The following is a 19,451-nucleotide window of genomic DNA, read 5'->3' as shown; positions in this document are numbered from 1 at the left end:
TCAGGATAAACCGGGCTGCGCCCGACGGAATCCGGGAATCGCCACCTTGCGCCCTCAAGCCCCGGATTCCTACGAAATTACCGCGCCTCAGCGCGGCGCCGGAAATTTCTCGCGCCAGTGGCGGGCGATATCCACGCGCCGCGTGACCCACACGCGATCGTGTTTTTCGATGTGGTCGAGAAAGTTGATCAAGGCTTTCATCCGGCCCGGGCGGCCGAGCAGGCGACAGTGCATGCCGACGCTCATCATTCTGGGGCGGTCTTCGCCTTCGGCGTAGAGCACGTCAAACGTGTCACGCAGATAGGTGAAGAAGTCTTCGGCCTGTGAGTAGCCCTGGGGCAGGGCGAAGCGCATGTCATTCACGTCCAGGGTGTAGGGCACGATCAGCTGCGGCACCGTGTCGCCATTCGTTTTCTGTACCGGCAGCCAGAACGGCAGGTCGTCACCGTAGTAGTCGCTGTCATACAGAAAGCCGCCATGGTCGGCGACCAGCCGGCGGGTGTCGGGCGAATCGCGGCCGGTGTACCAGCCCAGCGCGCGCTCGCCGGTGAGGCGCTCGATGATCGCCATGCCGATCTGCATGTGCTCGCGTTCGGTGGCTTCGTCGATGTTCTGGTAGCTGATCCAGCGCCAGCCATGGCAGGCGATTTCGTGGCCGAGATCACGGAAGGCGGCGGTGAGCTCGGGGTGGCGTTCGAGCGCCATGGCCACGCCGAACACGGTGAGCGGCAGGCCGCGCTTTTCGAACTCGCGCAGGATGCGCCACACGCCGGCGCGTGAGCCGTATTCGTAGATCGATTCCATGCTCATGTGGCGAGCCGGGAAGGCCGGCGGCGCGAACATCTCGGAGAGGAACTGTTCGCTGCCGGCATCACCATGCAGCACCGAGTTCTCGCCGCCTTCCTCGTAGTTGAGGACGAACTGCACGGCAATCTTCGCTCGCCCCGGCCAGTCGGCGTGGGGCGGGTTGCGGCCGTAGCCGATCAGGTCGCGCGGGTAGTTCGCGGTCATGTTCTCAGCTCCCTTCTCATTTGCCTATTTCGCTCCCGCCGCATACCAGGCGCCGATCCTGGCGCGTTCCTCGTCCGTCATCTGGGTCATGTTGGCCAGCGGCATGTTCTTGAGCTGCACGCTGCGCTCATGAATGCGCTGGGCGAACTGCTTGACGCGTTCAGGGGTATCCAGCATCACGCCCATCTGCGCCACCGGCATGATCGTGGGTTTTTCGGCGTGACAGCCTGCGCAGCGCGCCTGCGCGATGGCGGTGATCTCCGCCAGCGTGGGTGTTGGTGCGGCGTTGGATGCCGGCGCGGGCAGGGGCTTGGGAGCAATCCACACCAGCGTGGCGAAAATGATCGCCAGACCGGCAATCGGGTACTCCCAGCGCACGATCTTCTTGTGGCGCAGGTTGAAGAAGTGGCGGATCAGCACTGAACCGAGCATGATCAGCAGCAGAACCAGCCAGGCTTGCGGGTGATTGTAGGTGCTGGCGTAGTGGTTGCTGATCATTGCGAACAGCACCGGCAGGGTCAGGTAGTTGTTGTGGTAGCTGCGCTGCTTGGCCCGCTTGCCCCACAGCGGATTGACGGCCTCGCCGCGCTGCATGGCGGCGACCTGCTTGCGCTGCGCCGGGATGATCCAGAAGAACACGTTGGCGCTCATCGTCGTGGCGATCATCGCACCGACGTGGATGTAGGCCGCGCGTCCGGCAATCAGGTGACACAGCGCGTAGGTGACGGCGGCCACGAAGGCGACGTAGATCACGGCGAAGAGCAGCTGGCTGCGCTCGATCAGCAGGCGCGCAAGCTGGTCATAGACGACCCAGCCCAGCGCCAGCGTGGCCAGACCGATGCCGACCGATTGCGCCGGCGTGACCGACGAAATCGTCGGGTCGATCATGTAGGTGGCAGCCTGGAAGTAGTACAGCATCGAGATCAGCAGGAAGCCGGTGATCCAGGTGGTGTAGCTGGGCCAGAAGAAGAAGTGCAGATCGTCCGGCAGCTGCTTCGGCGCCACGGCGTACTTCTGCGGGTTGTAGAAGCCACCGCCGTGCATGGCCCACAGCTCGCCGCCGACGCCGTCTTCCTTGAGTTTCGGGTCGGTTGGTTCTTTCAGGCTGTTATCCAGCCAGACGAAGTAGAAGGACGAACCGATCCAGGCAATGCCTACGATCAGGTGCAACCAGCGCAGCAGCAGGCTGCTCGCGTCGATCAGGTATGAAAGCTCCATGGTGATGCTCCAGTGAATCCGGACGCCTTTTGACGCGGCCTCCGCACGACCCGGCTCAACCCGATTTCGTCGTGCACGTTTGCAAAGGGGCGTGAAGCGACTGCGCGATTCAATCCTGCGCCTGCGATGCTCGACGTGCTTGAGTACGTCTGCGCGTCTCCTCTCAGCCTTGAACCGCTCGCTACGCTTCCCGCTCCCTTTGCGGGTTTATTACTTATCTGTCTGAAGAGCCGCTTCTGGCCTTGATCTTCAGGCCCAGTGCCTGAAGATCTGCGCTGCGCGAGCGTCTTCAATATGTGTGCCTGAAGAGCCTTCTCAGATGCGGCTCTTCAGACAGGCTATGTTCAAAAAACTCAACTCCCCCGGTAAGTGCTGTAACTCCAGGGCGAAACCAGCAGCGGTACGTGGTAATGCCCAGCCGGGTCGGCAATGCCAAAGGCCAGCGTGACCTTGTCCAGAAACGGTGGCTCGGGCAGGGTGACGCCGCGCGCGCGGAAATAGTCCGCCACCGCGAACACCAGCTCATACGCGCCGGCGGCCATCTCTTCGGCACTCAGCAGCGGTGCGTCACAGCGCCCGTCGGCATTGGTCATGCCGGCAAACAGCGGCCGCGCTTCACCGGCACGGTGCAATGCGAAGGCCATGCCGGCGGCGGGGCAGCCGTGGGCGGTGTCGAGGACGTGTGTGCTGAGTCGGCCCATGCTTGTCTCCTGAAAGCTTCGTCTCGATTGTAGGGAGGACGCGGATGCAAGAGCGGCATACAGACTATGCGTCAGAACGCATCTGGGTCGCGCCCGCCCGCCACTGCAGGCTTATATCGCTGCACGCAGGCTGCTTATAAGCCAGCGCGCCTTGCCGGGTGGAAAGCCCGGCGCTTAATCTGGACTGACCCAAGCCCGCATCCCTTGCCCCATGTCGCTCGTGCCCGTCCAGACCTTGTCGAACCTTGATCGCGTGACCTTCGTGGCCATGCTGGAGGGCGTATTCGAGCATTCGCCCTGGGTGGCCGAGCGTGCCTGGGTGCAGCGGCCGTTTGCGGATCTGCCGGCGCTGGAGATCGCCTTGATCAACAGCATGCTGGCGGCTTCGGCCGACGAGCAGCTGAGGCTGATCCGCGCGCACCCCGAGCTGGCAGGCAAGGCGGCGGTGGCCGGCGAGCTGACCGCCGAGTCGAGCCGCGAGCAGGCCGGTGCGCGGCTGGATGCCTGCAGCCCGGCCGAGTTCGCGCGCCTGCAGGAACTGAATGCGGCCTATGTCGCGCGCTTCGGCTTTCCCTTCATTCTTGCCGTGCGGGGTTTTGACCGGGCTGCAATCATCGAATGCTTCGCCGCACGCCTGAGTAACACGCCCGCGCAGGAGTTCGCCGAGGCCCTGCGCCAGATTGCGCGGATTGCTTCGCTGCGCCTGCGCGAGCGCTTTCCGGGCTGATCCGTCAGCTGACAAAGGCCGGCATCCTGAAGTCGGTGGGCGTACTGGGCATCGGCCGGGCATTCTGGGCGCCGCTGGCGCGTGCCACCGCCACGATCTGTTCGCGGAACCAGCGGCAGTCTTCGGCGTAGTGGGCGCGGTCGTGCCACAAAAGATAAAAGGACATTGGTGGATACTCGATCGGCGAGCGCGCCAGGGCCACCGGCAGCAGGCGCGCGAAATGCTCGGCGAACGCGCGCGGACAGGTGAACAGCATGTTCGATTCCATCAGCATGTAGGGGGCGAGGCTGAAATAAGGCACCCAGGCCACCACGTCGCGCTTGAGGCGTTCGCGTGCCAGATGCAGATCCACCACGCCACGCTGGCCCACGGCGTAGGGCGTGGGGGCCAGATGCTCGGCATCCAGATAATTCTTCATGGTCAGCGGCCGGCCAGCCAGTGGATGATCTTCGCGCATCATGCACACCACTTCGTCGTCGAACAGCGGCGACAGGCGCAACTGCTCCGGCGGGTGCGGCCAGTTGCCGATTACCACGTCCAGCGTGCCGTCGGCGAGCAGGCCGGCGAAATCCTGTTCCGGGCTGAAGGAGTGAAAGATGATCTGGGCGTGCGGGGCGAGGCTGTGAAAGCGCGCCAGGATGCGTCCGAGCAGGGCCGGCGCCAGATAGTCGGGCGTGGCCACGTTGAAGACGCGACGCGAGCTGGCCGGCTCGAAGCGCGGCTGACCGATCACGATGTTCTCGATGTTGGCGAGAGCCTGTTTGACCGGCTCAAGCAGAGCGACCCCGCGTTCGGTCGGGGTCATGCCGTTCTTGCTGCGCACCAGCAGCGGGTCGCCGGTCAGCTCGCGCAGGCGGCGCAGCGCCGTGCTGATGGCGGGTTGGGATTGGTTCAGACGACGTGCGGCGCGCGATACGCTGCACTCGGTGAGCAGCATGTGCAGGACGCGCAGCAGGTGCACGTCGATGGAATCCCAATTGCAGACATTGGCCATGATTTTCTCCAGACGCCCCGAAGGAGCATGAGCTGCCTACGCAACGAGCGTGCCACGCCGGCCGGGCAGCGCGGTGGAAGCGCGACAAACCCTTGCTGGCAGGGCGCGTCAGCTCATAAGCCGGCACATATAGTGATCATGTCCGATTGCCTGTCGGGGGCCGCAGAGGGCACCAAGGCGGCGCTTCGCAAGCCCTGTCTGACGGGCTTCTCCAACCATCCCGTGCCGGAATGCACCAAAGCAGGGCGGTCGCGGACAGCAGACCGCGGGATTCCGCCGTGAATTGCGTGGCACAGCGATTGCTGGACTCTCCGTGTAGTCACCTCAATCCGACGGAGTGCCCCATGACCAAGAATTTCTCTCGCCTGGCCCGCCACGCAGCGTTGGCCCTGACCCTTGCCTGTGCGGCCGGTTCGAGCTTTGCCCAGGAACTCACCAAGCTCAAGTTCACGCTCGACTGGCGCTTTGAAGGCCCGGCCGCCCCCTTCCTGCTGGCCAAGGCCAAAGGCTACTTCGCCGCTGAAGGTCTGGATGTCACCATCGATACCGGCGCGGGCTCGGCCGGCGCGGTGACGCGGGTGGCTACCGGTGCCTATGAAATGGCCTTCGCCGATTTCAATGCGCTGGTGGAATACGACGCCAACAACCCCGGCTCGAAGATCCAGGCGGTATACATGGTCTACAACTACACGCCGGCGGCAGTCGTGCTGCTCAAGAAGAGCGGCGTCACCAAACCTGCCGATGTGCTTGGCAAGACCTTGGCTGCGCCGGTCTTCGATGCGGGTCGCAAGGCCTTCCCGGCCTTTGCCAAATCCAACAAGTTCGATCCGGCCGGCGTGAAATGGCAGACCGTCGATCCGGCGATCCGCGAGACTTTGCTGGCCAAGGGTGAGGTGGATGGCATCACCGGCTTCTCCTTTACCAGCGTGCTCAACATGGAAGCGCGCGGGGTCAAGGAATCCGATCTGACGGTGATGCTCTTCAATGATTTCGGCGTCGAGCTGTATGGCAACGCCATCATCGCTTCGCCGAAGCTGATCGCCGAGAAGCCCAAGGCTGTCGAGGGTTTCCTGCGCGCCTTCAACAAGGCGCTCAAGGAAACCATTGCCAATCCGGATGAAGCCGCGACCTACGTCAAGAAGCAGGATGCGCTGGTCGATCTGACGCTGGAAACCCGTCGCCTGAAGATGGCCCTCAAGGAGGTCGTGGTGACGCCGGAAGCCAAGGCCAATGGTTTGGGCAGCGTGACGGATGAGCGCATGCAGCGCTCCATCGCCGAAACCGCCGCCGCTTACAACCTGAAGACGGTGCCGAGCGGCAAGGAGCTGTTCAACGCGGCCTTCCTGCCGGCCAAAGCTGATCGCCTGGTGAAATAACAGTCACGATCCGGGCGGGCTGCGCAGCAACGCGGCCCGCCCCCACAACAGAGAGCCCGATCATGAGTTTCGTGGAATTCGAGAAGGTCAGCCTGCGCTACAGCGAAGGTGGCCCGATGGCGATCGAGGACGTGAGTCTGCAGATCGAGGAAGGGGAGTTCATCTCGGTGGTCGGGCCGTCGGGCTGCGGCAAGTCCACCCTGATGAAGCTGATCTCGGGCCTCAAGCCGCCGTCCGATGGTTATGTTTACGTGAATGGCCGCCAGGTCGGGGGGCCGCTGTCGATTGTCGGCATGGCCTTCCAGGCCGCCAACCTCCTGCCCTGGCGTACCACGCTGGAAAACGTGATGCTGCCGATGGAAATCGTCGAGCCCTGGCGCAGCAGCTTGCGCAGCAAGCGCGCCGAGTATGAGGAGATGGCCCGTGCGCAGCTGGCCCGCGTAGGCCTCGCCGGCTGCGAGGACAAGTTTCCGTGGGAACTCTCCGGCGGCATGCAGCAGCGTGCTTCGATCTGTCGGGCGCTGATTCACAAGCCGCGTCTCTTGATGCTGGACGAGCCTTTCGGCGCGCTCGATGCCTTCACCCGCGAAGAGCTGTGGTGCATGTTGCGCGACCTGTGGCAGCAACAGCCCTTCACCGTGATCCTGGTGACTCACGATCTGCGCGAGGCGGTGTTCCTCGCCGACACGGTGTACGTGATGAGCAAGCGCCCGGGGCGCATCCTCGTCAAACGCGAGATTGATCTGCCACGCCCGCGGGATCTGGAAGTGACTTACACCGACGCCTTTGCGGCCCACGTGCATGTGTTGCGCGAAGCCATCGGCCGTGTGCGGGAGAATTGAAATGAAACTGTCCCCCAAGGTTCGGGATCGTCTGGCTCCCTGGCTGTTGACCCTGCTGGTGCTGGTGTGCTGGGAGGCCATCTGTCAGGGCTTCTCGATCCAGCCCTTCCTGATGCCCGCGCCGACGCTGATTTTCAAGGTCGGCCTCGAACTGGCCGGCCCGATCATGGAGCACGCCACGCATACCCTGATGACCACCCTGATCGGTTTTGCCGTGGCGGTGGCGGTAGGCGCGCTGCTGGGCATGCTGGTCGGCTCTTCGCCGATCATCTACAAGGCGCTCTACCCGATGCTGGTCGGCTTCAACAGCATTCCCAAGGTGGCCTTCGTGCCGGTGCTGGTGGTGTGGTTCGGCATCGGCACGGTGCCGGCGATCCTCACCGCCTTCCTGATTTCGTTCTTCCCGGTGGTGGTGAACGTGGCGGCGGGCCTGTCCACGCTGGAGCCGGAGCTGGAAGATGTGCTGCGCTCGCTCGGCGCCTCGAAGCTGGACATCCTGATCAAGGTCGGTCTGCCGCGCTCCATGCCCTTCTTCTTTGCCTCGCTGAAGGTGGCGATCACCCTGGCTTTCGTCGGCTCGGTGATGTCCGAGACGGTGGCTTCCAACGTCGGCATCGGCTACCTGATGATGAGCGCCAGCTCCTCGATGAACATGCCGCTGGTGTTCGCCGGGCTGTTCGTGATCGGAGTGATGGGGGTGATGATGTACGAGGTGTTCGCCCGTCTGGAGCGGCACATCACCGGCTGGGCCAATCGCGGGCAGAACGCGGCGATGTGAAGCATCGCCTGAAGAGCCGCATGCAGCGGCCTTCTTCGGCAGACATGCCGCAAGAACTAAGACGGGAGCGAGTCTTGCGAGTAGGTGTTTGCAGAGGCCCGCCAGGGGCCGCTCTGCAGGCAGGCTCAAACGAAAAGCGTGAGGGTGCCGGTCTGACCAAAGAGGTGGTCGCCGGCAATCTCGCCTGCGGCGAAGAAGCCGGCCAGCGGGATGTCGCCGAACACTTCGCGGATCATCTCCAGCTCGCTGTCGTCGCGCTCGAACATCACCCCGCCGCGCGAGGCGCAACTGACGTAAATGCCGCCCTTGGGCGGGTGCGGGCAGGCGGCCTTGAGTTCGCCGAGCATGCGCGCCAGATCGGCGCGGGCCGCCGCTTCGTCGCGCTGCAGGAAGACCATGCTCTGGCCTTTCTCCACGGATTCGTTGATGGCGATGCGGCCGGTGCGCACGTCCAGCGCCACGATGCGGCGGGCGGCGAAGCGGCGGCGGTCTTCGTCGTCATCGGTCAGCCCCACCAGCAGGCTGCTGACGGCGCGCCGCAGATCGGCGCCGAGTGCCGGGCCGGCGGCTTCGCGGAAGACATCAACGGCGGGGCGGCCGTTGATGGCCTCGATCAGCGTGTCCTGCGCCTTGGTGATGCGCCAGCTGCCGGGCAGCGGCGAACAACCCTGACTGACTCCGGTCAGGGTCTGGATCTGGTCATTGAAAGCGACGCCGGAGAGCCCGCCGGTGAGCGCCTCGCCGGCGATCTGGAAGGCTTGCTGGCGGGCGCTGGCAAGTCCGCCGGCCAGCCGCCCGCCACGCACCTTGAGGGCCATGTCCTGCACCAGCTCGCTCATGTCCGGGGTCAGCGGATCGGCATGCACCAGCGCCGCGTAAGGCGCGAAGTCGCGCGGCAGGGGCTTGCGCCCGGAAAAGACGCGGAAGCTGTCGAGCGGGAAGGCGCCCAGCATCACCGAGATACCCGGTGCATCAAGGGCCGCGCCGTGCGTGCCTAGCACGCCGACACCGGTGGCGCCGACCCATTCAAGCACGCCGGTGTGCTGGCGCAGGCGGGTCAGGATGGGTTCAAGCGCGAAGGCGAAATGATCGGATACGTACAGGAAACCGAGGTTGGCCTGAGGCAGGCGCGGCAATTCGGCGATGATGGCGTGCAGCGCATCTTCCCAGCCGGCGGCTGAGGCCCATGCACTGGCAAAGCGGGGTGAATTCATGACTTCCGGGGTGTTGCCTTGGGTTTGGGTTGCGGAGCGTCGGCGGGGTCAGCGCTGTCCGCGGTGGGGGCAGCGGGGGACTCTGCCGGCGGGGTGGCCGGGGCGGTGGCCTGTTGCTCGGGGTTGCCGAAAGGCCAGGCCCACAGCGCCGGGTTGGCGAAGGGGTTGTCGCCTTCAGCACCGGCCTTGCCCATGGCCTGCATGGCGGCCAGCGTGGAGCGCTGGACCTCCAGCCCCTGAATGGTCATCTGCAGGGTGCCGAGGTTGATCTTCAGCCAGCCTTCGACGGCCTTCAGATCCTTGATGCGGCGTTCGAGTTCATCGACATCCAGCGTGGGGGTCACCATGCCGGGCAGGCCGAAACCCATGTTGCCCCACATCTTGCGGACAAAGTCGAAGCCGTCTTCCTGTTGATTGCTGGACATGAGAGACATCCTTTTCAAGCGGGCACTTCAATCATACGCTGCGTTCGGCGGCGTGCTGGAGCAAATGCGCCAGTGCAGCGCGCAGTTTGGCCGGGCGCACCGGCTTGTGCAGCAAAGGTACGCGCTGAGCTGTCGCCAGGCGCAGGGTGTCCGGCCCGGTATCGCCAGACAGAAGCAGGGCCGGCAGGTCAGCGCCGAAGCGGTTGCGCATCTCGGCAATGATGTCCAGACCGGTATGCTCGCCGGGCAGACGGAAATCGCTGACCATGATTTCGGGCTCGACTTCGAGCTCCTCCAGTGCGGCGAGCAGATCGGGCAGGCTGTCGCTGGCCACGACGAAGCAGCCCCAGGCGCGCAGCAGGCCCGCGAGGCTTTCCTGGGCGAGAGCATCGTCGTCCACCATTGCCACGATACGGCCGATGAAGTTCTGTTCATGGAGCAGAACCGGTTCCTGCGAAGCTTCGGCAGGCGCGATGGGCGCCACGACACCAAAGACCGAACCGCGCCCGGGCTCCGAGCGCAGGGTGATCGGGTGATACAGCAGGTCGGCGAGGCGGCGCACGATGGCCAGACCGAGGCCGAGGCCCTTGCTGCGGTCGCGCGCCGGGTTTTCGAGCTGGACGAATTCGACAAAGATGCTGGCCTGGTTTTCCGGTGCGATGCCGATGCCGCTGTCGCGTACTTCGACCAGTACGTGGTCGCCACGACGGCGCGCAGTGAGCATGATCGCGCCGCGCAGGGTGTAGCGCAGGGCATTGCCAACCAGATTGATGAGGATGCGCTCGAACAGCATCGGGTCACTGTGGATCCACAGCTTGGTCGGACGCACGCGCAGGCGCAGACCGCGTTCCTTGGCGGCGTGACCGTAGTCGGCGCCGATGCGTTCAAACAGCGGGCCGAGGGCAAAGGAGCGCGGATTGGAATTGACCACGCCGGCATCGAGCTTGGAGATGTCGAGCAGGCTGTCGAGCAGGTTTTCCATGGCCTCGGCCGAGGCGGCGATACGCTCGATGAGCATGCGCGTATCTTCGGTGTGCTCCTTGCGGGACAGATCGGCAATGAACAGACCCAGCGCATGCATGGGTTGGCGCAAATCGTGGCTGGCCGCAGCCAGGAAGCGCGACTTGGCCAGGTTGGCGCGTTCGGCCTCCTCGGTGCGCTCGCGCAATTGCAGGGTGGCTGCGGCGATGCGCTGCTCCATGTTGCCGCGGGCGACCGACAGGTGGGCGGCCATTTCATTGACGCCCTCGGCCAGCTGGCGCAGTGAACCACGCCCTTCGATCGGCACCCGGGTGGCCAGATCGCCACTGCCGATATCTGACATTGCTGCGGCAATGCGCTGGATCGGCGTGCTGACCGAGCGGCTCATCAGCACGGCCAGACCGATACTGCCGGCGAGCACCAGAACCAGCATGAGCATTGCCGTGACGATCTGGTTGCGCTTGCGGGTATCAAGGGTCTCGCGCGAGATCAAGACAACCACTTCCCCCAGTGGCTGATACTGGTTGAGTGTTTCGCCGGTCAGGGTATAGGGGTCCTCGTCCAGCGAGGGGGCGTGACGTACCGGCTCGACAATCCGCAGCATCTGGCTGCTGATCGCCATGACATCGGCCTTGCTTGGCAGACCGGCGGTGGCGGTGGAGTGAACCTGCAGCCCGGCAACGGCCATCAGGTTGCTGTCGCGGTCATAGATGGCGACGCCGTATATGTCCGCCGACTCCAGCGCTGACGCAGCGAGGCGTTGCAGGACATCCCGATTTCCCGAAAAAAGCCCGTACTCGGCTGCCGAGGCAAGCTGGCGTGCCGTGGCCTGGCCACGCTGGCTCAGGGCTTCCTCCAGATCATTGAGGCGCGAAAAGGTCAGCAAGGTGGTCAGCAGCAGACCAAGCACAATGGTGGGGACCAGTGCCACGATCAGTACACGGGTGCGGATGTCCCAGTTCAGTTTCATGGTTGGCGCTCCAGACGTTCCAGGCGTTCCCTGATCAAGGCCTCTCCCTCCATCGTCAGCCCCAGCGAGCGGGCTACCCGCTCATTGACGCCGATCGTGTAATGACGCGGGGCCTGCGGGCCGGGCATGACGCCCCCCGCCAGTACCTGCAGGCAGATGTCTGCGGATTGCACAGCCAGTTGCTCCGGGGTGGAGTAAAGCGCGACGACAGCACCTGCACTGACATAGGCCGGCGAGAAGCCGACTACCGGTACGCTGCGCCGATAGGCGCTGAGCAGGATGCTGGGAATGGTCTGGGCATTGAAGACGGAGGAGTCCGGAGTGGCGATCAACGCGCCGCCCTCTGCAAAGAGACGCTGCATTGCAGGGTAGATGTCCGCTTCGTTGCCGATGGTTTCGATCTGCGCGCGCAGGCGCGCATCGCGGGCGGCCACCAGCAGGCGGTTGGTCACATCCTTGCTGTCGCGACCAGCCAGAAAGCCGACGCGCTCGACGTCTGGCAGCGCAGCGCGGGCAAGCGCGATGTAGCGGGAGGGAGGTTGGTCGATGTAAATCCCCCCGGCTTTGGGGTGCTGAACCAGCAGGCGCTCAAGATTGCTTCGAGGCAGCATGGTCAGCAGCAGTGGCTGGCGGAGTTCCCGGGCCGTGAGTGCTTCGGCCGCATGGCTGCCTACGGCGACGATCAGGCTTGCCTCAGGCAGGGGGTGTCCGTTGAGCTTGCTGCTCTCCAGCACGATGATTTCGGTGGAATTGCTTCGTTTCTCGATATGCGTCCGGAGTCCCTGGGCGTAGGACTGATATGCCGTACCTGAGTCACTGAGGACCACCAGGATGTTCGCCGCCATTGCGGGTGTTGCCAGCAGGCACAAAAGCACCGGCCGAAGCAATCTGGTGAACGACAGGAAGGAGGCAATCGCCTTGCGGGACATCAGGAGCCGTGGCGGGGGTTGGAAGATGTATGTTGCAAGGATGAGAGCATACAAGAGGGGGCTTGAATCCGGGGCGTGCTGCATCGGAAATCCACCCTCAAAATCCTGCCCACTCGGGTAGTCCGTCTGGCGCGGTCCTGCCGGTCGGGGCCGTGGCAGCGTAAGATGCGGTCTCGTTTCGATTTTGTTGGGCAACAAGACTATTTATGGAATCCTGCCGCGTACTGGTCATTGAAGATCACGCTCTTGTGCGTGAAGCGCTGGTGCGCGCACTCGACCAGCTGGATGTTCCCTGTCATCACGCTCAGGCCGCCTGTGCGGGGGAAGCCATGGCATTGGTGGAGGCGGGTAACGAGTACGACCTGATTCTGACCGACCTGATGCTGCCCGACATGAGCGGGTTTTCACTGGTCTCGGTACTGGCACACCGTTTTCCGACCATCCCGGTCGTTGTGGTCTCCGCGCTGGCAGACGAAGCCTCCGTCAAACGAGCCCTGAAGGCCGGAGCGGCAGGTTTTATTTCAAAGACGATGTCATCCGGGCAGCTTGTGGGGGCAATCCGCGCAGTGCTGGAGGGCGGCGTGGTCATGCCTGACAATCTCAGCGCGGCGCCTGCTCAGCCGCGAACCGGGCGGCGGCGGGGGATTGACTCACTGGCCGAGCAGTACGGACTGACGGCAGCCCAGACCCGGGTGATGGAGCTGATGGTCGAAGGGCGCACCAATCGTGAAATCGCTGATCTGCTGGGCTTGGCGGAAGGGACGATCAAAGTCCATTGCTCAGCGATCCTGCGTGCTCTGGGGGTGCCGAATCGTGCTCAGGCGCTGGTCGTGCTTGCGCGTCAAGGTCTGCGCGCCTGATCCATCTGTTTGTAGGTTTCCGCTTCGCGCGTGGCCAGTACGCGCTGAATGCGCACTGAGGCTCCGATGGCCGTTTGTGCTGCCGGGAGTGCAGATGCTCCGTTTTCCAGGACGCCAAGCAGGTAGCGTGCAACCGCTCTGCATGTGTTGTTCAGTGGCGTAGGGAATTCGCCTGCAGGCTGCGTTTGCAACAGGAGCTTGGATGACGAGATCGAGAATACGGGGGCCAGTATGCGCCCGCGAAACTCTTCCGGAATCGATTCGAGCAAACGCAGCGATGCCTTGTATTGCCATGGATTGGTTGGCCATTGTGATGGCAGGGCGTAGGCGCGCGGGAGGCGGGCGAGATCGCTGCAGACGACGCGCAGGTCTTCTTGTGAATCGCGAAAGGGAAGTAGCACCAGATCAGACTCGGCGTACAGGGCCGAGTCCGTCTCCATGCGGTTGGCTCCGCCGTCAATGACGCCTATCCAGTCATTACGGGCACGCAAGGCCGAGATGATTTTTGCTCGAGCCTGTTCTGTACGCCCGTCAGCAAACACATAGGGCAGCGCACCGTGGGGGGGCGGCTGGCGGCAGATATCCGTCATGACGCAGGCGGCGTTCCGGCCGAGCAAGCCAAGGCCATAGCACAGCATGTGCGAGAGCGTTGTTTTGCCGCTACCGCCTTTGGTGCCAATCAGGCAAATGATCTCAGCCATGGTGTCCTGCGCTCCCGGGTCCGGAGCAAGCGTGCCCGGAGAATGATGGTTTATTGCATGATGGGCCAGGCATGGCGCGGAGGAAAGCTGGAGAAGTGCTGCTATCGCCGCCTATTTCATTTTCTTTTGATTTCGGGGATCCGATAGACAAACAGGTGAGTGGCGCGTCGGTCGTCAATTCGCAGGATCTCAACATCCCTTGCGTTTTCGATGGTGAAGCTGTTGCTGATCAACAGGCTGCCGGGCCGCATTTCGCGAAGAGCCTTGGCCCAGAGCGCAGGCATTGGTACGGGGGAGAGGAAGGCATAAACAACGTCATAGCCGGATAGTGAATGCTCCCAGAAATCTGCACGCAGCAAACAAAGATTCGGGGTCTGGCGTCCAAGCCAGCGGGACAAGGCATATGGGGCTGGCGCGGATTCAATTCCTGTCACGGACCAGTCGGGTCGTAGCCTCGCCAGTCGAAGTGCAAAGCTGCCAGTGCCGCTCCCGACGTCTAGAACCTTCTGCGGTTTGTTGTCCGACAGCCAGGCCGCCAGGCGATGTACTGTGACGTGGTTAGACAGAAATAATGGCACCTGGGTGCGAAAACTCGTCCAGTAAGTCAGAAGAAGTAGAAAAAAACCGCAGACATAAACTGCCACTGGCTGCTGTAGCAGGCTCGCCAGAATGATTGCCGGCATGAAGGCCAGATGAATGGCCCCCCACCAGCAGGGGGCTAGTAACAGCATTGATACAATGGCGGCGAGCGCGCCTTGCAGGCAAGCCAGCCATACAAGGGCCATGTTTGGCAGGATGCCGTTGCGGCTCAGGGCATAAACCAGAATGAGGCCGGCCGTCTGCGCTGCCAGCGCCTTGGTCAGAGGACGGTGCATGGAGATAGTCTTGGTGCAAGGCAAAATGAAGAGGCATGTTACTGGATTGCGCAAAGAGAAGTGACAGGCCTTGTCGCCGTGTGAAAGGTATTTGGCGAATGGATTTGAAACAGTGCTTGACTTGGGTTCTTTCTGTCTCTATAGTCTTGCGTTCCTTACGGAGGGGTGCCCGAGTGGCTAAAGGGGGCAGACTGTAAATCTGTTGGCTTACGCCTACGTTGGTTCGAATCCAACCTCCTCCATCAGACAGTTTTAAGGCATTGCAGTGGTTTGTGTGGTGCTGGTGTTCGGTTGTATTGCGGGTTGAGTGATCGAAGAGGCGGATTGCCGTGAGGTGGTTCGTCATTGAGCGGGTGTAGCTCAATGGTAGAGCAGAAGCCTTCCAAGCTTATGACGAGGGTTCGATTCCCTTCACCCGCTCCATGTTTTTCAGTGCCCTTGTAGCTCAGTGGTAGAGCACTCCCTTGGTAAGGGAGAGGCCACGTGTTCAATCCACGTCAAGGGCACCATTCTTTTTTTATTTCTTTAACTGTTTTTGCTCGGGTTGATTGGGGTAAATCATGGCCAAGGAAAAGTTTGAACGTACGAAGCCGCACGTAAACGTGGGTACGATTGGTCACGTTGACCATGGCAAGACCACGCTGACGGCAGCTATCACCACGGTGCTGGCATCCAAGTTTGGCGGTGCAGCCAAGGCGTATGACCAGATTGATGCGGCGCCGGAAGAAAAGGCTCGCGGTATTACGATCAATACAGCACACGTCGAATACGAGACAGCCAATCGTCACTACGCTCACGTTGATTGCCCGGGTCACGCCGACTACGTCAAGAACATGATTACCGGTGCTGCCCAGATGGACGGCGCCATTCTGGTCTGTTCGGCTGCTGACGGCCCCATGCCCCAGACGCGCGAGCACATCCTGCTGGCTCGTCAGGTCGGCGTGCCTTACATCATCGTGTTCCTGAACAAATGCGACATGGTGGATGATGCCGAGCTGCTCGAACTCGTCGAAATGGAAGTGCGCGAACTGCTTTCCAAGTACGACTTCCCGGGTGATGACGTGCCAATCGTCAAGGGTTCCGCACTGAAGGCGCTGGAAGGCGACAAGGGCGAGCTGGGCGAAGTGGCTATCATGGCCCTGGCTGAGGCACTGGACTCCTATATCCCGACGCCTGAGCGCGCCATCGACAAGCCCTTCCTGCTGCCGATCGAAGACGTATTCTCGATCTCGGGTCGTGGCACGGTGGTGACCGGTCGCGTTGAGCGCGGCATCGTCAAGGTCGGCGAAGAAATCGAAATCGTCGGCATCAAGGATACGGTCAAGACCATCTGTACCGGTGTTGAAATGTTCCGCAAGCTGCTCGACCAAGGTCAGGCGGGCGACAACGTCGGCGTGCTGCTGCGCGGCACCAAGCGTGAAGACGTTGAGCGCGGTCAGGTGCTGTGCAAGCCGGGCTCCATCAAGCCGCATACCCACTTCACCGGTGAAGTGTATGTGCTGAGCAAGGACGAAGGTGGTCGTCACACCCCGTTCTTCAACAACTACCGTCCCCAGTTCTACTTCCGTACCACGGACGTGACGGGCGCCATCTCCCTGCCGGAAGGCACCGAAATGGTCATGCCGGGTGACAACATCCAGATGACCGTCAAGCTGATCGCTCCGATCGCCATGGAAGAAGGTCTGCGCTTCGCAATTCGCGAAGGTGGCCGTACCGTTGGCGCCGGCGTGGTGGCTAAAATCATCGAGTAATTGCTGACTAGAAAATCCGGCGGGTTTTTGCCGGATTTTGATGGGCGCTCTGAAGGGTTCTTCAGGGCGCTTTGTGGTCTCTGCTGCAGGGGCATAGCTCAATTGGCAGAGCGTCGGTCTCCAAAACCGAAGGTTGGGGGTTCGAGACCCTCTGCCCCTGCCAATAAAATACAAAGGCAAGTCTTCCATGGCGGATAAACTGAAGTTCGCGCTCGCGGTGCTATTGCTCGCCGCTGGTCTGGCGGGTTATTACCTGCTCTCCGGGCAGGCGATGATCTTCCGCGTCCTGTGTGTCCTCGCAGGGGTTGCTGCCTGTGTTGCGGTTGGCTGGTTTACCGAGCCGGGGCGTCGCCTTGCTGCGTTTGGTAGCGAAGCTGTTGTCGAAGCCAAAAAAGTGGTTTGGCCGACCCGCAAGGAAACTACGCAGACCACTCTGGCCGTATTCGCTTTTGTGGTGGTTATGGCACTTGTTCTGTGGGTGGTTGATTTGGCTGTAGGCAAGTTGATCGCAGTGATTCTGGGGTGGCAGCAATGAGCAAGCGCTGGTTCGTGGTGCATGCCTATTCCGGATTTGAGAAGTCGGTTCAGCGCGCTCTTGTGGAGCGCGTAGCCCGTTCCGGTATGCAGGATAAGTTTGGTCAGATCCTTGTTCCCGTTGAAGAAGTTGTGGAAATGAAGGGCGGCCAGAAGAGCGTGACGGAGCGCAAGTTTTTCCCGGGTTATGTGCTTGTCGAGATGGAGATGGATGACGACACATGGCACTTGGTGAAGAGCACCTCCAAGGTGACTGGGTTTGTCGGCGGGACAGCCAACAAACCGACACCCATTTCTGAAAAGGAAGTTGAAAAAATCTTGCATCAAATGCAAGAGGGTGTCGAGAAGCCGAAGCCGAAGGTGTTGTTTGAGGTTGGTGAGTACGTTCGAGTCAAGGATGGCCCGTTCACGGATTTCAATGGTTCCGTGGAGAGCGTGAATTATGAAAAGAGCCGCTTGCACGTTTCGGTAACAATTTTCGGTCGTTCGACGCCGGTTGAACTGGAGTTCAGCCAGGTTGAAAAGACCTGATAGCTCAGGGAGGGGGTCGGAGCCTCCCGTTTCAATCTCCGGCGCGAGGAGCAATCCGGTTTCCGGTTGCGCTATTACTCACTTCAAGGAGCCGTCATGGCAAAGAAGATCGTTGGCTACGTAAAGCTGCAAGTGCCGGCGGGCAAGGCAAACCCTTCGCCCCCAATTGGCCCCGCTCTTGGTCAGCGCGGCCTGAATATCATGGAGTTCTGCAAGGCTTTCAACGCGCAGACTCAGTCTTACGAGCCGGGCCTGCCCCTGCCGGTGGTGATTACCGCGTTCGCGGACAAGAGCTTCACGTTCATCATCAAGACCCCGCCCGCAACCGTTCTGATCAAGAAGGCTGCTGGTGTGCAAAAGGGTTCTGCCAAGCCCCATACCGACAAGGTCGGTAAGGTGACGCGCGCCCAGCTTGAAGAAATTGCCAAGGCCAAGATGAAAGATCTGACTGCAGCCGATCTGGATGCGGCTGTTCGCACCATCGCTGGCTCTGCCCGCAGCATGGGCATTACCACGGAGGGGGTGTGACATGGCAAACCAGTCCAAGCGAGTGAAGGCGCTGCGCGCCTCGGTTGATCGCAACAAGCTCTACGTGACCGAAGAAGCCCTGAATCTGGTCAAGCAAAACGCCAACGCCAAGTTCGACGAGTCGGTTGATGTCTCGGTGAATCTGGGTGTGGATGCGAAGAAGTCGGATCAGGTTGTGCGCGGCTCTGTTGTGCTGCCTGCCGGTACGGGTAAGTCGGTTCGTGTTGCCGTGTTTGCTCAAGGCCCGAAGGCTGAAGAAGCCAAGGCTGCAGGTGCAGATGTGGTTGGTTTTGATGATCTGGCTGAGCAAGTCAAGTCTGGCAGCATCGATTTCGATCTGTGCATCGCAACACCCGATGCAATGCGCGTTGTCGGCGCGCTGGGTCAGATCCTTGGCCCGCGTGGTCTGATGCCGAACCCGAAGGTTGGAACGGTCACTATGGACGTGACGACCGCGGTGAAGAACGCCAAGGCCGGTCAGGTTCAATACCGTACCGATAAGGCCGGCATCATTCACGCTACGATCGGCCGTGCGTCGTTCTCCGTGGAGGCCCTGCAGCAAAACCTTGGCGCGCTGATCGGCGCATTGGTCAAGGCCAAGCCTGCTGCGTCTAAGGGTGTGTATCTGCGCAAGATCGCATTGTCATCCACGATGGGTGCAGGTGTTCGCGTCGAGCCTTCTTCGGTTAGCGCACAGTAAGTATTGCAGGGACGGAGCTTTGGCTTCGTCCCTTTTGAACTTTGGGCCTGTCTTGTCGCATTTTTGGATGTGATCGGGCAGGGTTATCAAAGACCGTTGGGGCTGGATCGCAGGGTCTGGCTTAATCGACAGGTTTCTGGCCTGCTGCCCAGCGCAGATGGCGTTACCCGAAAACAGGATTTTCGCTGTTTCAGCTTTTGAAGCAGCCCCTGAATTTGAGGTCGCCGTTGTTGGATGCCAGGCATTTCGCCGTGGTGTTCGTTAGAGTTAGGAGCTGACCTTGAGTCTCAATCTAGATGACAAGAAGGCCGTAGTTGCCGAGGTGTCTGCACAGGTTGCGAACGCTCAAACGATCGTGGTTGCCGAGTACCGTGGCATTGAGGTGGGACACCTCACAGTGCTGCGTGCCAAAGCCCGCGAGCAGGGCGTTTACTTGCGTGTGCTGAAGAACACCCTGGCACGGCGTGCAGTGGCTGACACTGCTTTCGCCGGCCTCGCCGACCAACTGACTGGCCCGCTGATCTATTCGATCAGTGCCGATGCAGTTGCCCCGGCGCGGGTTCTGAACGACTTCGCTAAAACCAACGACAAGCTGGTTCTTCGTGCAGGTTCGTACGGTGGCAAGGTGCTGGACAAAGCAGGCGTGCAAGCGCTGGCTTCTGTTCCGAGCCGTGAAGTGCTGCTGGCGCAACTGTTGGGTGTCATGCAAGCCCCGATTTCCGGCTTCGCGCGCGTCATTGCCGCAGTTGCCGAGAAAAAGGGCGAAGTTGCTGCTGCCTGATTACACGCCGAATCGACGTTAAAA

The 19,451-nt window shown here is 61.7% G+C and carries 21 protein-coding genes and 4 tRNA genes; 15 read left to right on the top strand and 10 right to left on the bottom strand.

What is annotated here, in order from left to right; all coding sequences use genetic code 11:
* Positions 1-87: 87 nt before the first annotated feature.
* The 3 genes from puuE to uraH form a co-directional block, all read right to left on the bottom strand.
* Positions 88-1,011: an allantoinase PuuE gene (gene puuE, locus Q9Q94_RS02120; protein ID WP_305978365.1), complete on the bottom strand. Its 924-nt coding sequence runs from the start codon at positions 1,009-1,011 to the stop codon at positions 88-90.
* 24 nt (positions 1,012-1,035) lie between these two features.
* Complete coding sequence (locus Q9Q94_RS02115; protein WP_305978364.1) at positions 1,036-2,229, bottom strand: urate hydroxylase PuuD; 1,194 nt, start codon at positions 2,227-2,229, stop codon at positions 1,036-1,038.
* A 353-nt stretch (positions 2,230-2,582) separates the two neighbouring features.
* Positions 2,583-2,930, bottom strand: coding sequence for a hydroxyisourate hydrolase (uraH, locus tag Q9Q94_RS02110; RefSeq protein ID WP_305978363.1), 348 nt, complete (start codon positions 2,928-2,930; stop codon positions 2,583-2,585).
* Between the two features lie 211 nt (positions 2,931-3,141).
* Between uraH and uraD the strand changes: the two genes are divergently transcribed.
* Complete coding sequence (gene uraD / locus Q9Q94_RS02105) at positions 3,142-3,657, top strand: 2-oxo-4-hydroxy-4-carboxy-5-ureidoimidazoline decarboxylase (RefSeq protein WP_305978362.1); 516 nt, start codon at positions 3,142-3,144, stop codon at positions 3,655-3,657.
* A gap of 4 nt (positions 3,658-3,661) precedes the next feature.
* On the opposite strand, the gene Q9Q94_RS02100 is transcribed toward uraD, so the two are convergent.
* A complete protein-coding gene (locus Q9Q94_RS02100; protein WP_305978361.1) occupies positions 3,662-4,651 on the bottom strand; it encodes a LysR family transcriptional regulator in 990 nt (329 codons plus the stop codon).
* Positions 4,652-4,995: 344 nt separating this feature from the next.
* Between Q9Q94_RS02100 and Q9Q94_RS02095 the strand changes: the two genes are divergently transcribed.
* The 3 genes from Q9Q94_RS02095 to Q9Q94_RS02085 all read left to right on the top strand — a co-directional run bounded on the left by Q9Q94_RS02095 (position 4,996) and on the right by Q9Q94_RS02085 (position 7,647).
* Positions 4,996-6,027 carry an ABC transporter substrate-binding protein gene (locus Q9Q94_RS02095; protein WP_305978360.1) on the top strand — a complete coding sequence of 344 codons (1,032 nt, stop codon included), beginning with the start codon at positions 4,996-4,998 and terminating at the stop codon, positions 6,025-6,027.
* A 62-nt stretch (positions 6,028-6,089) separates the two neighbouring features.
* On the top strand, positions 6,090-6,869 hold the full coding sequence (locus Q9Q94_RS02090; RefSeq protein WP_305978359.1) for an ABC transporter ATP-binding protein: 780 nt from the start codon (positions 6,090-6,092) through the stop codon (positions 6,867-6,869).
* 1 nt (position 6,870) lies between these two features.
* Positions 6,871-7,647 carry an ABC transporter permease gene (locus tag Q9Q94_RS02085; protein ID WP_305978358.1) on the top strand — a complete coding sequence of 259 codons (777 nt, stop codon included), beginning with the start codon at positions 6,871-6,873 and terminating at the stop codon, positions 7,645-7,647.
* Positions 7,648-7,772: 125 nt separating this feature from the next.
* Here Q9Q94_RS02085 and Q9Q94_RS02080 read toward each other — a convergent pair whose 3' ends face one another.
* From Q9Q94_RS02080 to Q9Q94_RS02065, 4 genes are read right to left on the bottom strand one after another with little or no spacing between them, the layout of a single operon-like run.
* Positions 7,773-8,861 (bottom strand): FIST N-terminal domain-containing protein, encoded by a 1,089-nt coding sequence (locus Q9Q94_RS02080; protein ID WP_305978357.1) that lies wholly within the window; start codon positions 8,859-8,861, stop codon positions 7,773-7,775.
* Positions 8,858-9,286 carry a PhaM family polyhydroxyalkanoate granule multifunctional regulatory protein gene (locus Q9Q94_RS02075; protein ID WP_305978356.1) on the bottom strand — a complete coding sequence of 143 codons (429 nt, stop codon included), beginning with the start codon at positions 9,284-9,286 and terminating at the stop codon, positions 8,858-8,860. The genes Q9Q94_RS02080 and Q9Q94_RS02075 overlap by 4 nt, the downstream gene beginning before the upstream one ends.
* A 31-nt stretch (positions 9,287-9,317) precedes the next feature.
* Positions 9,318-11,237, bottom strand: a complete 1,920-nt coding sequence (locus Q9Q94_RS02070) for an ATP-binding protein (protein WP_305978355.1) — start codon at positions 11,235-11,237, stop codon at positions 9,318-9,320.
* Positions 11,234-12,082, bottom strand: a complete 849-nt coding sequence (locus tag Q9Q94_RS02065) for an ABC transporter substrate-binding protein (RefSeq protein ID WP_305978354.1) — start codon at positions 12,080-12,082, stop codon at positions 11,234-11,236. Before Q9Q94_RS02065 ends, Q9Q94_RS02070 begins: the two co-directional genes overlap by 4 nt.
* A gap of 290 nt (positions 12,083-12,372) precedes the next feature.
* On the opposite strand from Q9Q94_RS02065, the gene Q9Q94_RS02060 reads away from it, so the two are divergent.
* Positions 12,373-13,026, top strand: a complete 654-nt coding sequence (locus tag Q9Q94_RS02060) for a response regulator transcription factor (RefSeq protein WP_305978353.1) — start codon at positions 12,373-12,375, stop codon at positions 13,024-13,026.
* On the opposite strand, the gene Q9Q94_RS02055 is transcribed toward Q9Q94_RS02060, so the two are convergent.
* Positions 13,008-13,727 (bottom strand): ParA family protein, encoded by a 720-nt coding sequence (locus tag Q9Q94_RS02055; RefSeq protein ID WP_305978352.1) that lies wholly within the window; start codon positions 13,725-13,727, stop codon positions 13,008-13,010. The genes Q9Q94_RS02060 and Q9Q94_RS02055 overlap by 19 nt on opposite strands.
* A gap of 116 nt (positions 13,728-13,843) precedes the next feature.
* Positions 13,844-14,602 carry a trans-aconitate 2-methyltransferase gene (locus Q9Q94_RS02050; RefSeq protein WP_305978351.1) on the bottom strand — a complete coding sequence of 253 codons (759 nt, stop codon included), beginning with the start codon at positions 14,600-14,602 and terminating at the stop codon, positions 13,844-13,846.
* Positions 14,603-14,761: 159 nt separating this feature from the next.
* On the opposite strand from Q9Q94_RS02050, the gene Q9Q94_RS02045 reads away from it, so the two are divergent.
* From Q9Q94_RS02045 to rplJ, 10 genes are all read left to right on the top strand, one after another.
* A tRNA-Tyr gene (locus Q9Q94_RS02045) sits at positions 14,762-14,844 on the top strand.
* A 107-nt stretch (positions 14,845-14,951) separates the two neighbouring features.
* Positions 14,952-15,025, top strand: a tRNA-Gly gene (locus tag Q9Q94_RS02040).
* Positions 15,026-15,036: 11 nt separating this feature from the next.
* Positions 15,037-15,111 (top strand) — tRNA-Thr (locus Q9Q94_RS02035).
* 51 nt (positions 15,112-15,162) lie between these two features.
* The gene (tuf, locus tag Q9Q94_RS02030; protein ID WP_305978339.1) at positions 15,163-16,353 is read left to right on the top strand and encodes an elongation factor Tu; all 1,191 of its coding nucleotides are present in this window, start codon (positions 15,163-15,165) and stop codon (positions 16,351-16,353) included.
* Positions 16,354-16,440: 87 nt separating this feature from the next.
* Positions 16,441-16,516, top strand: a tRNA-Trp gene (locus Q9Q94_RS02025).
* A 24-nt stretch (positions 16,517-16,540) separates the two neighbouring features.
* The gene (gene secE / locus Q9Q94_RS02020; protein ID WP_305978350.1) at positions 16,541-16,888 is read left to right on the top strand and encodes a preprotein translocase subunit SecE; all 348 of its coding nucleotides are present in this window, start codon (positions 16,541-16,543) and stop codon (positions 16,886-16,888) included.
* Positions 16,885-17,418, top strand: coding sequence for a transcription termination/antitermination protein NusG (nusG, locus tag Q9Q94_RS02015; protein ID WP_305978349.1), 534 nt, complete (start codon positions 16,885-16,887; stop codon positions 17,416-17,418). Before secE ends, nusG begins: the two co-directional genes overlap by 4 nt.
* A 96-nt stretch (positions 17,419-17,514) precedes the next feature.
* Complete coding sequence (gene rplK, locus Q9Q94_RS02010) at positions 17,515-17,946, top strand: 50S ribosomal protein L11 (protein WP_305978348.1); 432 nt, start codon at positions 17,515-17,517, stop codon at positions 17,944-17,946.
* 1 nt (position 17,947) lies between these two features.
* The gene (rplA, locus tag Q9Q94_RS02005) at positions 17,948-18,646 is read left to right on the top strand and encodes a 50S ribosomal protein L1 (RefSeq protein ID WP_305978347.1); all 699 of its coding nucleotides are present in this window, start codon (positions 17,948-17,950) and stop codon (positions 18,644-18,646) included.
* 280 nt (positions 18,647-18,926) lie between these two features.
* Positions 18,927-19,427 (top strand): 50S ribosomal protein L10, encoded by a 501-nt coding sequence (gene rplJ / locus Q9Q94_RS02000; RefSeq protein WP_305978346.1) that lies wholly within the window; start codon positions 18,927-18,929, stop codon positions 19,425-19,427.
* The last annotated feature ends 24 nt before the right edge of the window (positions 19,428-19,451 follow it).

Source organism: Uliginosibacterium sp. 31-16, from assembly GCF_030730865.1.
Classification (GTDB): Bacteria; Pseudomonadota; Gammaproteobacteria; order Burkholderiales; family Rhodocyclaceae; genus Uliginosibacterium.
Note: the sequence above shows the minus strand (reverse complement) of the source record. Positions and strands in the feature narration are given on the sequence as shown.

What these genes read in the sequence shown, in the direction of transcription:
- puuE (WP_305978365.1), bottom strand. Translation starts at nt 1,011, where the DNA reads ATGACCGCGAACTACCCGCGCGACCTGATCGGCTACGGCCGCAACCCG.
- Q9Q94_RS02115 (WP_305978364.1), bottom strand. Translation starts at nt 2,229, where the DNA reads ATGGAGCTTTCATACCTGATCGACGCGAGCAGCCTGCTGCTGCGCTGG.
- uraH (WP_305978363.1), bottom strand. Translation starts at nt 2,930, where the DNA reads ATGGGCCGACTCAGCACACACGTCCTCGACACCGCCCACGGCTGCCCC.
- uraD (WP_305978362.1), top strand. Translation starts at nt 3,142, where the DNA reads ATGTCGCTCGTGCCCGTCCAGACCTTGTCGAACCTTGATCGCGTGACC.
- Q9Q94_RS02100 (WP_305978361.1), bottom strand. Translation starts at nt 4,651, where the DNA reads ATGGCCAATGTCTGCAATTGGGATTCCATCGACGTGCACCTGCTGCGC.
- Q9Q94_RS02095 (WP_305978360.1), top strand. Translation starts at nt 4,996, where the DNA reads ATGACCAAGAATTTCTCTCGCCTGGCCCGCCACGCAGCGTTGGCCCTG.
- Q9Q94_RS02090 (WP_305978359.1), top strand. Translation starts at nt 6,090, where the DNA reads ATGAGTTTCGTGGAATTCGAGAAGGTCAGCCTGCGCTACAGCGAAGGT.
- Q9Q94_RS02085 (WP_305978358.1), top strand. Translation starts at nt 6,871, where the DNA reads ATGAAACTGTCCCCCAAGGTTCGGGATCGTCTGGCTCCCTGGCTGTTG.
- Q9Q94_RS02080 (WP_305978357.1), bottom strand. Translation starts at nt 8,861, where the DNA reads ATGAATTCACCCCGCTTTGCCAGTGCATGGGCCTCAGCCGCCGGCTGG.
- Q9Q94_RS02075 (WP_305978356.1), bottom strand. Translation starts at nt 9,286, where the DNA reads ATGTCCAGCAATCAACAGGAAGACGGCTTCGACTTTGTCCGCAAGATG.
- Q9Q94_RS02070 (WP_305978355.1), bottom strand. Translation starts at nt 11,237, where the DNA reads ATGAAACTGAACTGGGACATCCGCACCCGTGTACTGATCGTGGCACTG.
- Q9Q94_RS02065 (WP_305978354.1), bottom strand. Translation starts at nt 12,082, where the DNA reads ATGGCGGCGAACATCCTGGTGGTCCTCAGTGACTCAGGTACGGCATAT.
- Q9Q94_RS02060 (WP_305978353.1), top strand. Translation starts at nt 12,373, where the DNA reads ATGGAATCCTGCCGCGTACTGGTCATTGAAGATCACGCTCTTGTGCGT.
- Q9Q94_RS02055 (WP_305978352.1), bottom strand. Translation starts at nt 13,727, where the DNA reads ATGGCTGAGATCATTTGCCTGATTGGCACCAAAGGCGGTAGCGGCAAA.
- Q9Q94_RS02050 (WP_305978351.1), bottom strand. Translation starts at nt 14,602, where the DNA reads ATGCACCGTCCTCTGACCAAGGCGCTGGCAGCGCAGACGGCCGGCCTC.
- tuf (WP_305978339.1), top strand. Translation starts at nt 15,163, where the DNA reads ATGGCCAAGGAAAAGTTTGAACGTACGAAGCCGCACGTAAACGTGGGT.
- secE (WP_305978350.1), top strand. Translation starts at nt 16,541, where the DNA reads ATGGCGGATAAACTGAAGTTCGCGCTCGCGGTGCTATTGCTCGCCGCT.
- nusG (WP_305978349.1), top strand. Translation starts at nt 16,885, where the DNA reads ATGAGCAAGCGCTGGTTCGTGGTGCATGCCTATTCCGGATTTGAGAAG.
- rplK (WP_305978348.1), top strand. Translation starts at nt 17,515, where the DNA reads ATGGCAAAGAAGATCGTTGGCTACGTAAAGCTGCAAGTGCCGGCGGGC.
- rplA (WP_305978347.1), top strand. Translation starts at nt 17,948, where the DNA reads ATGGCAAACCAGTCCAAGCGAGTGAAGGCGCTGCGCGCCTCGGTTGAT.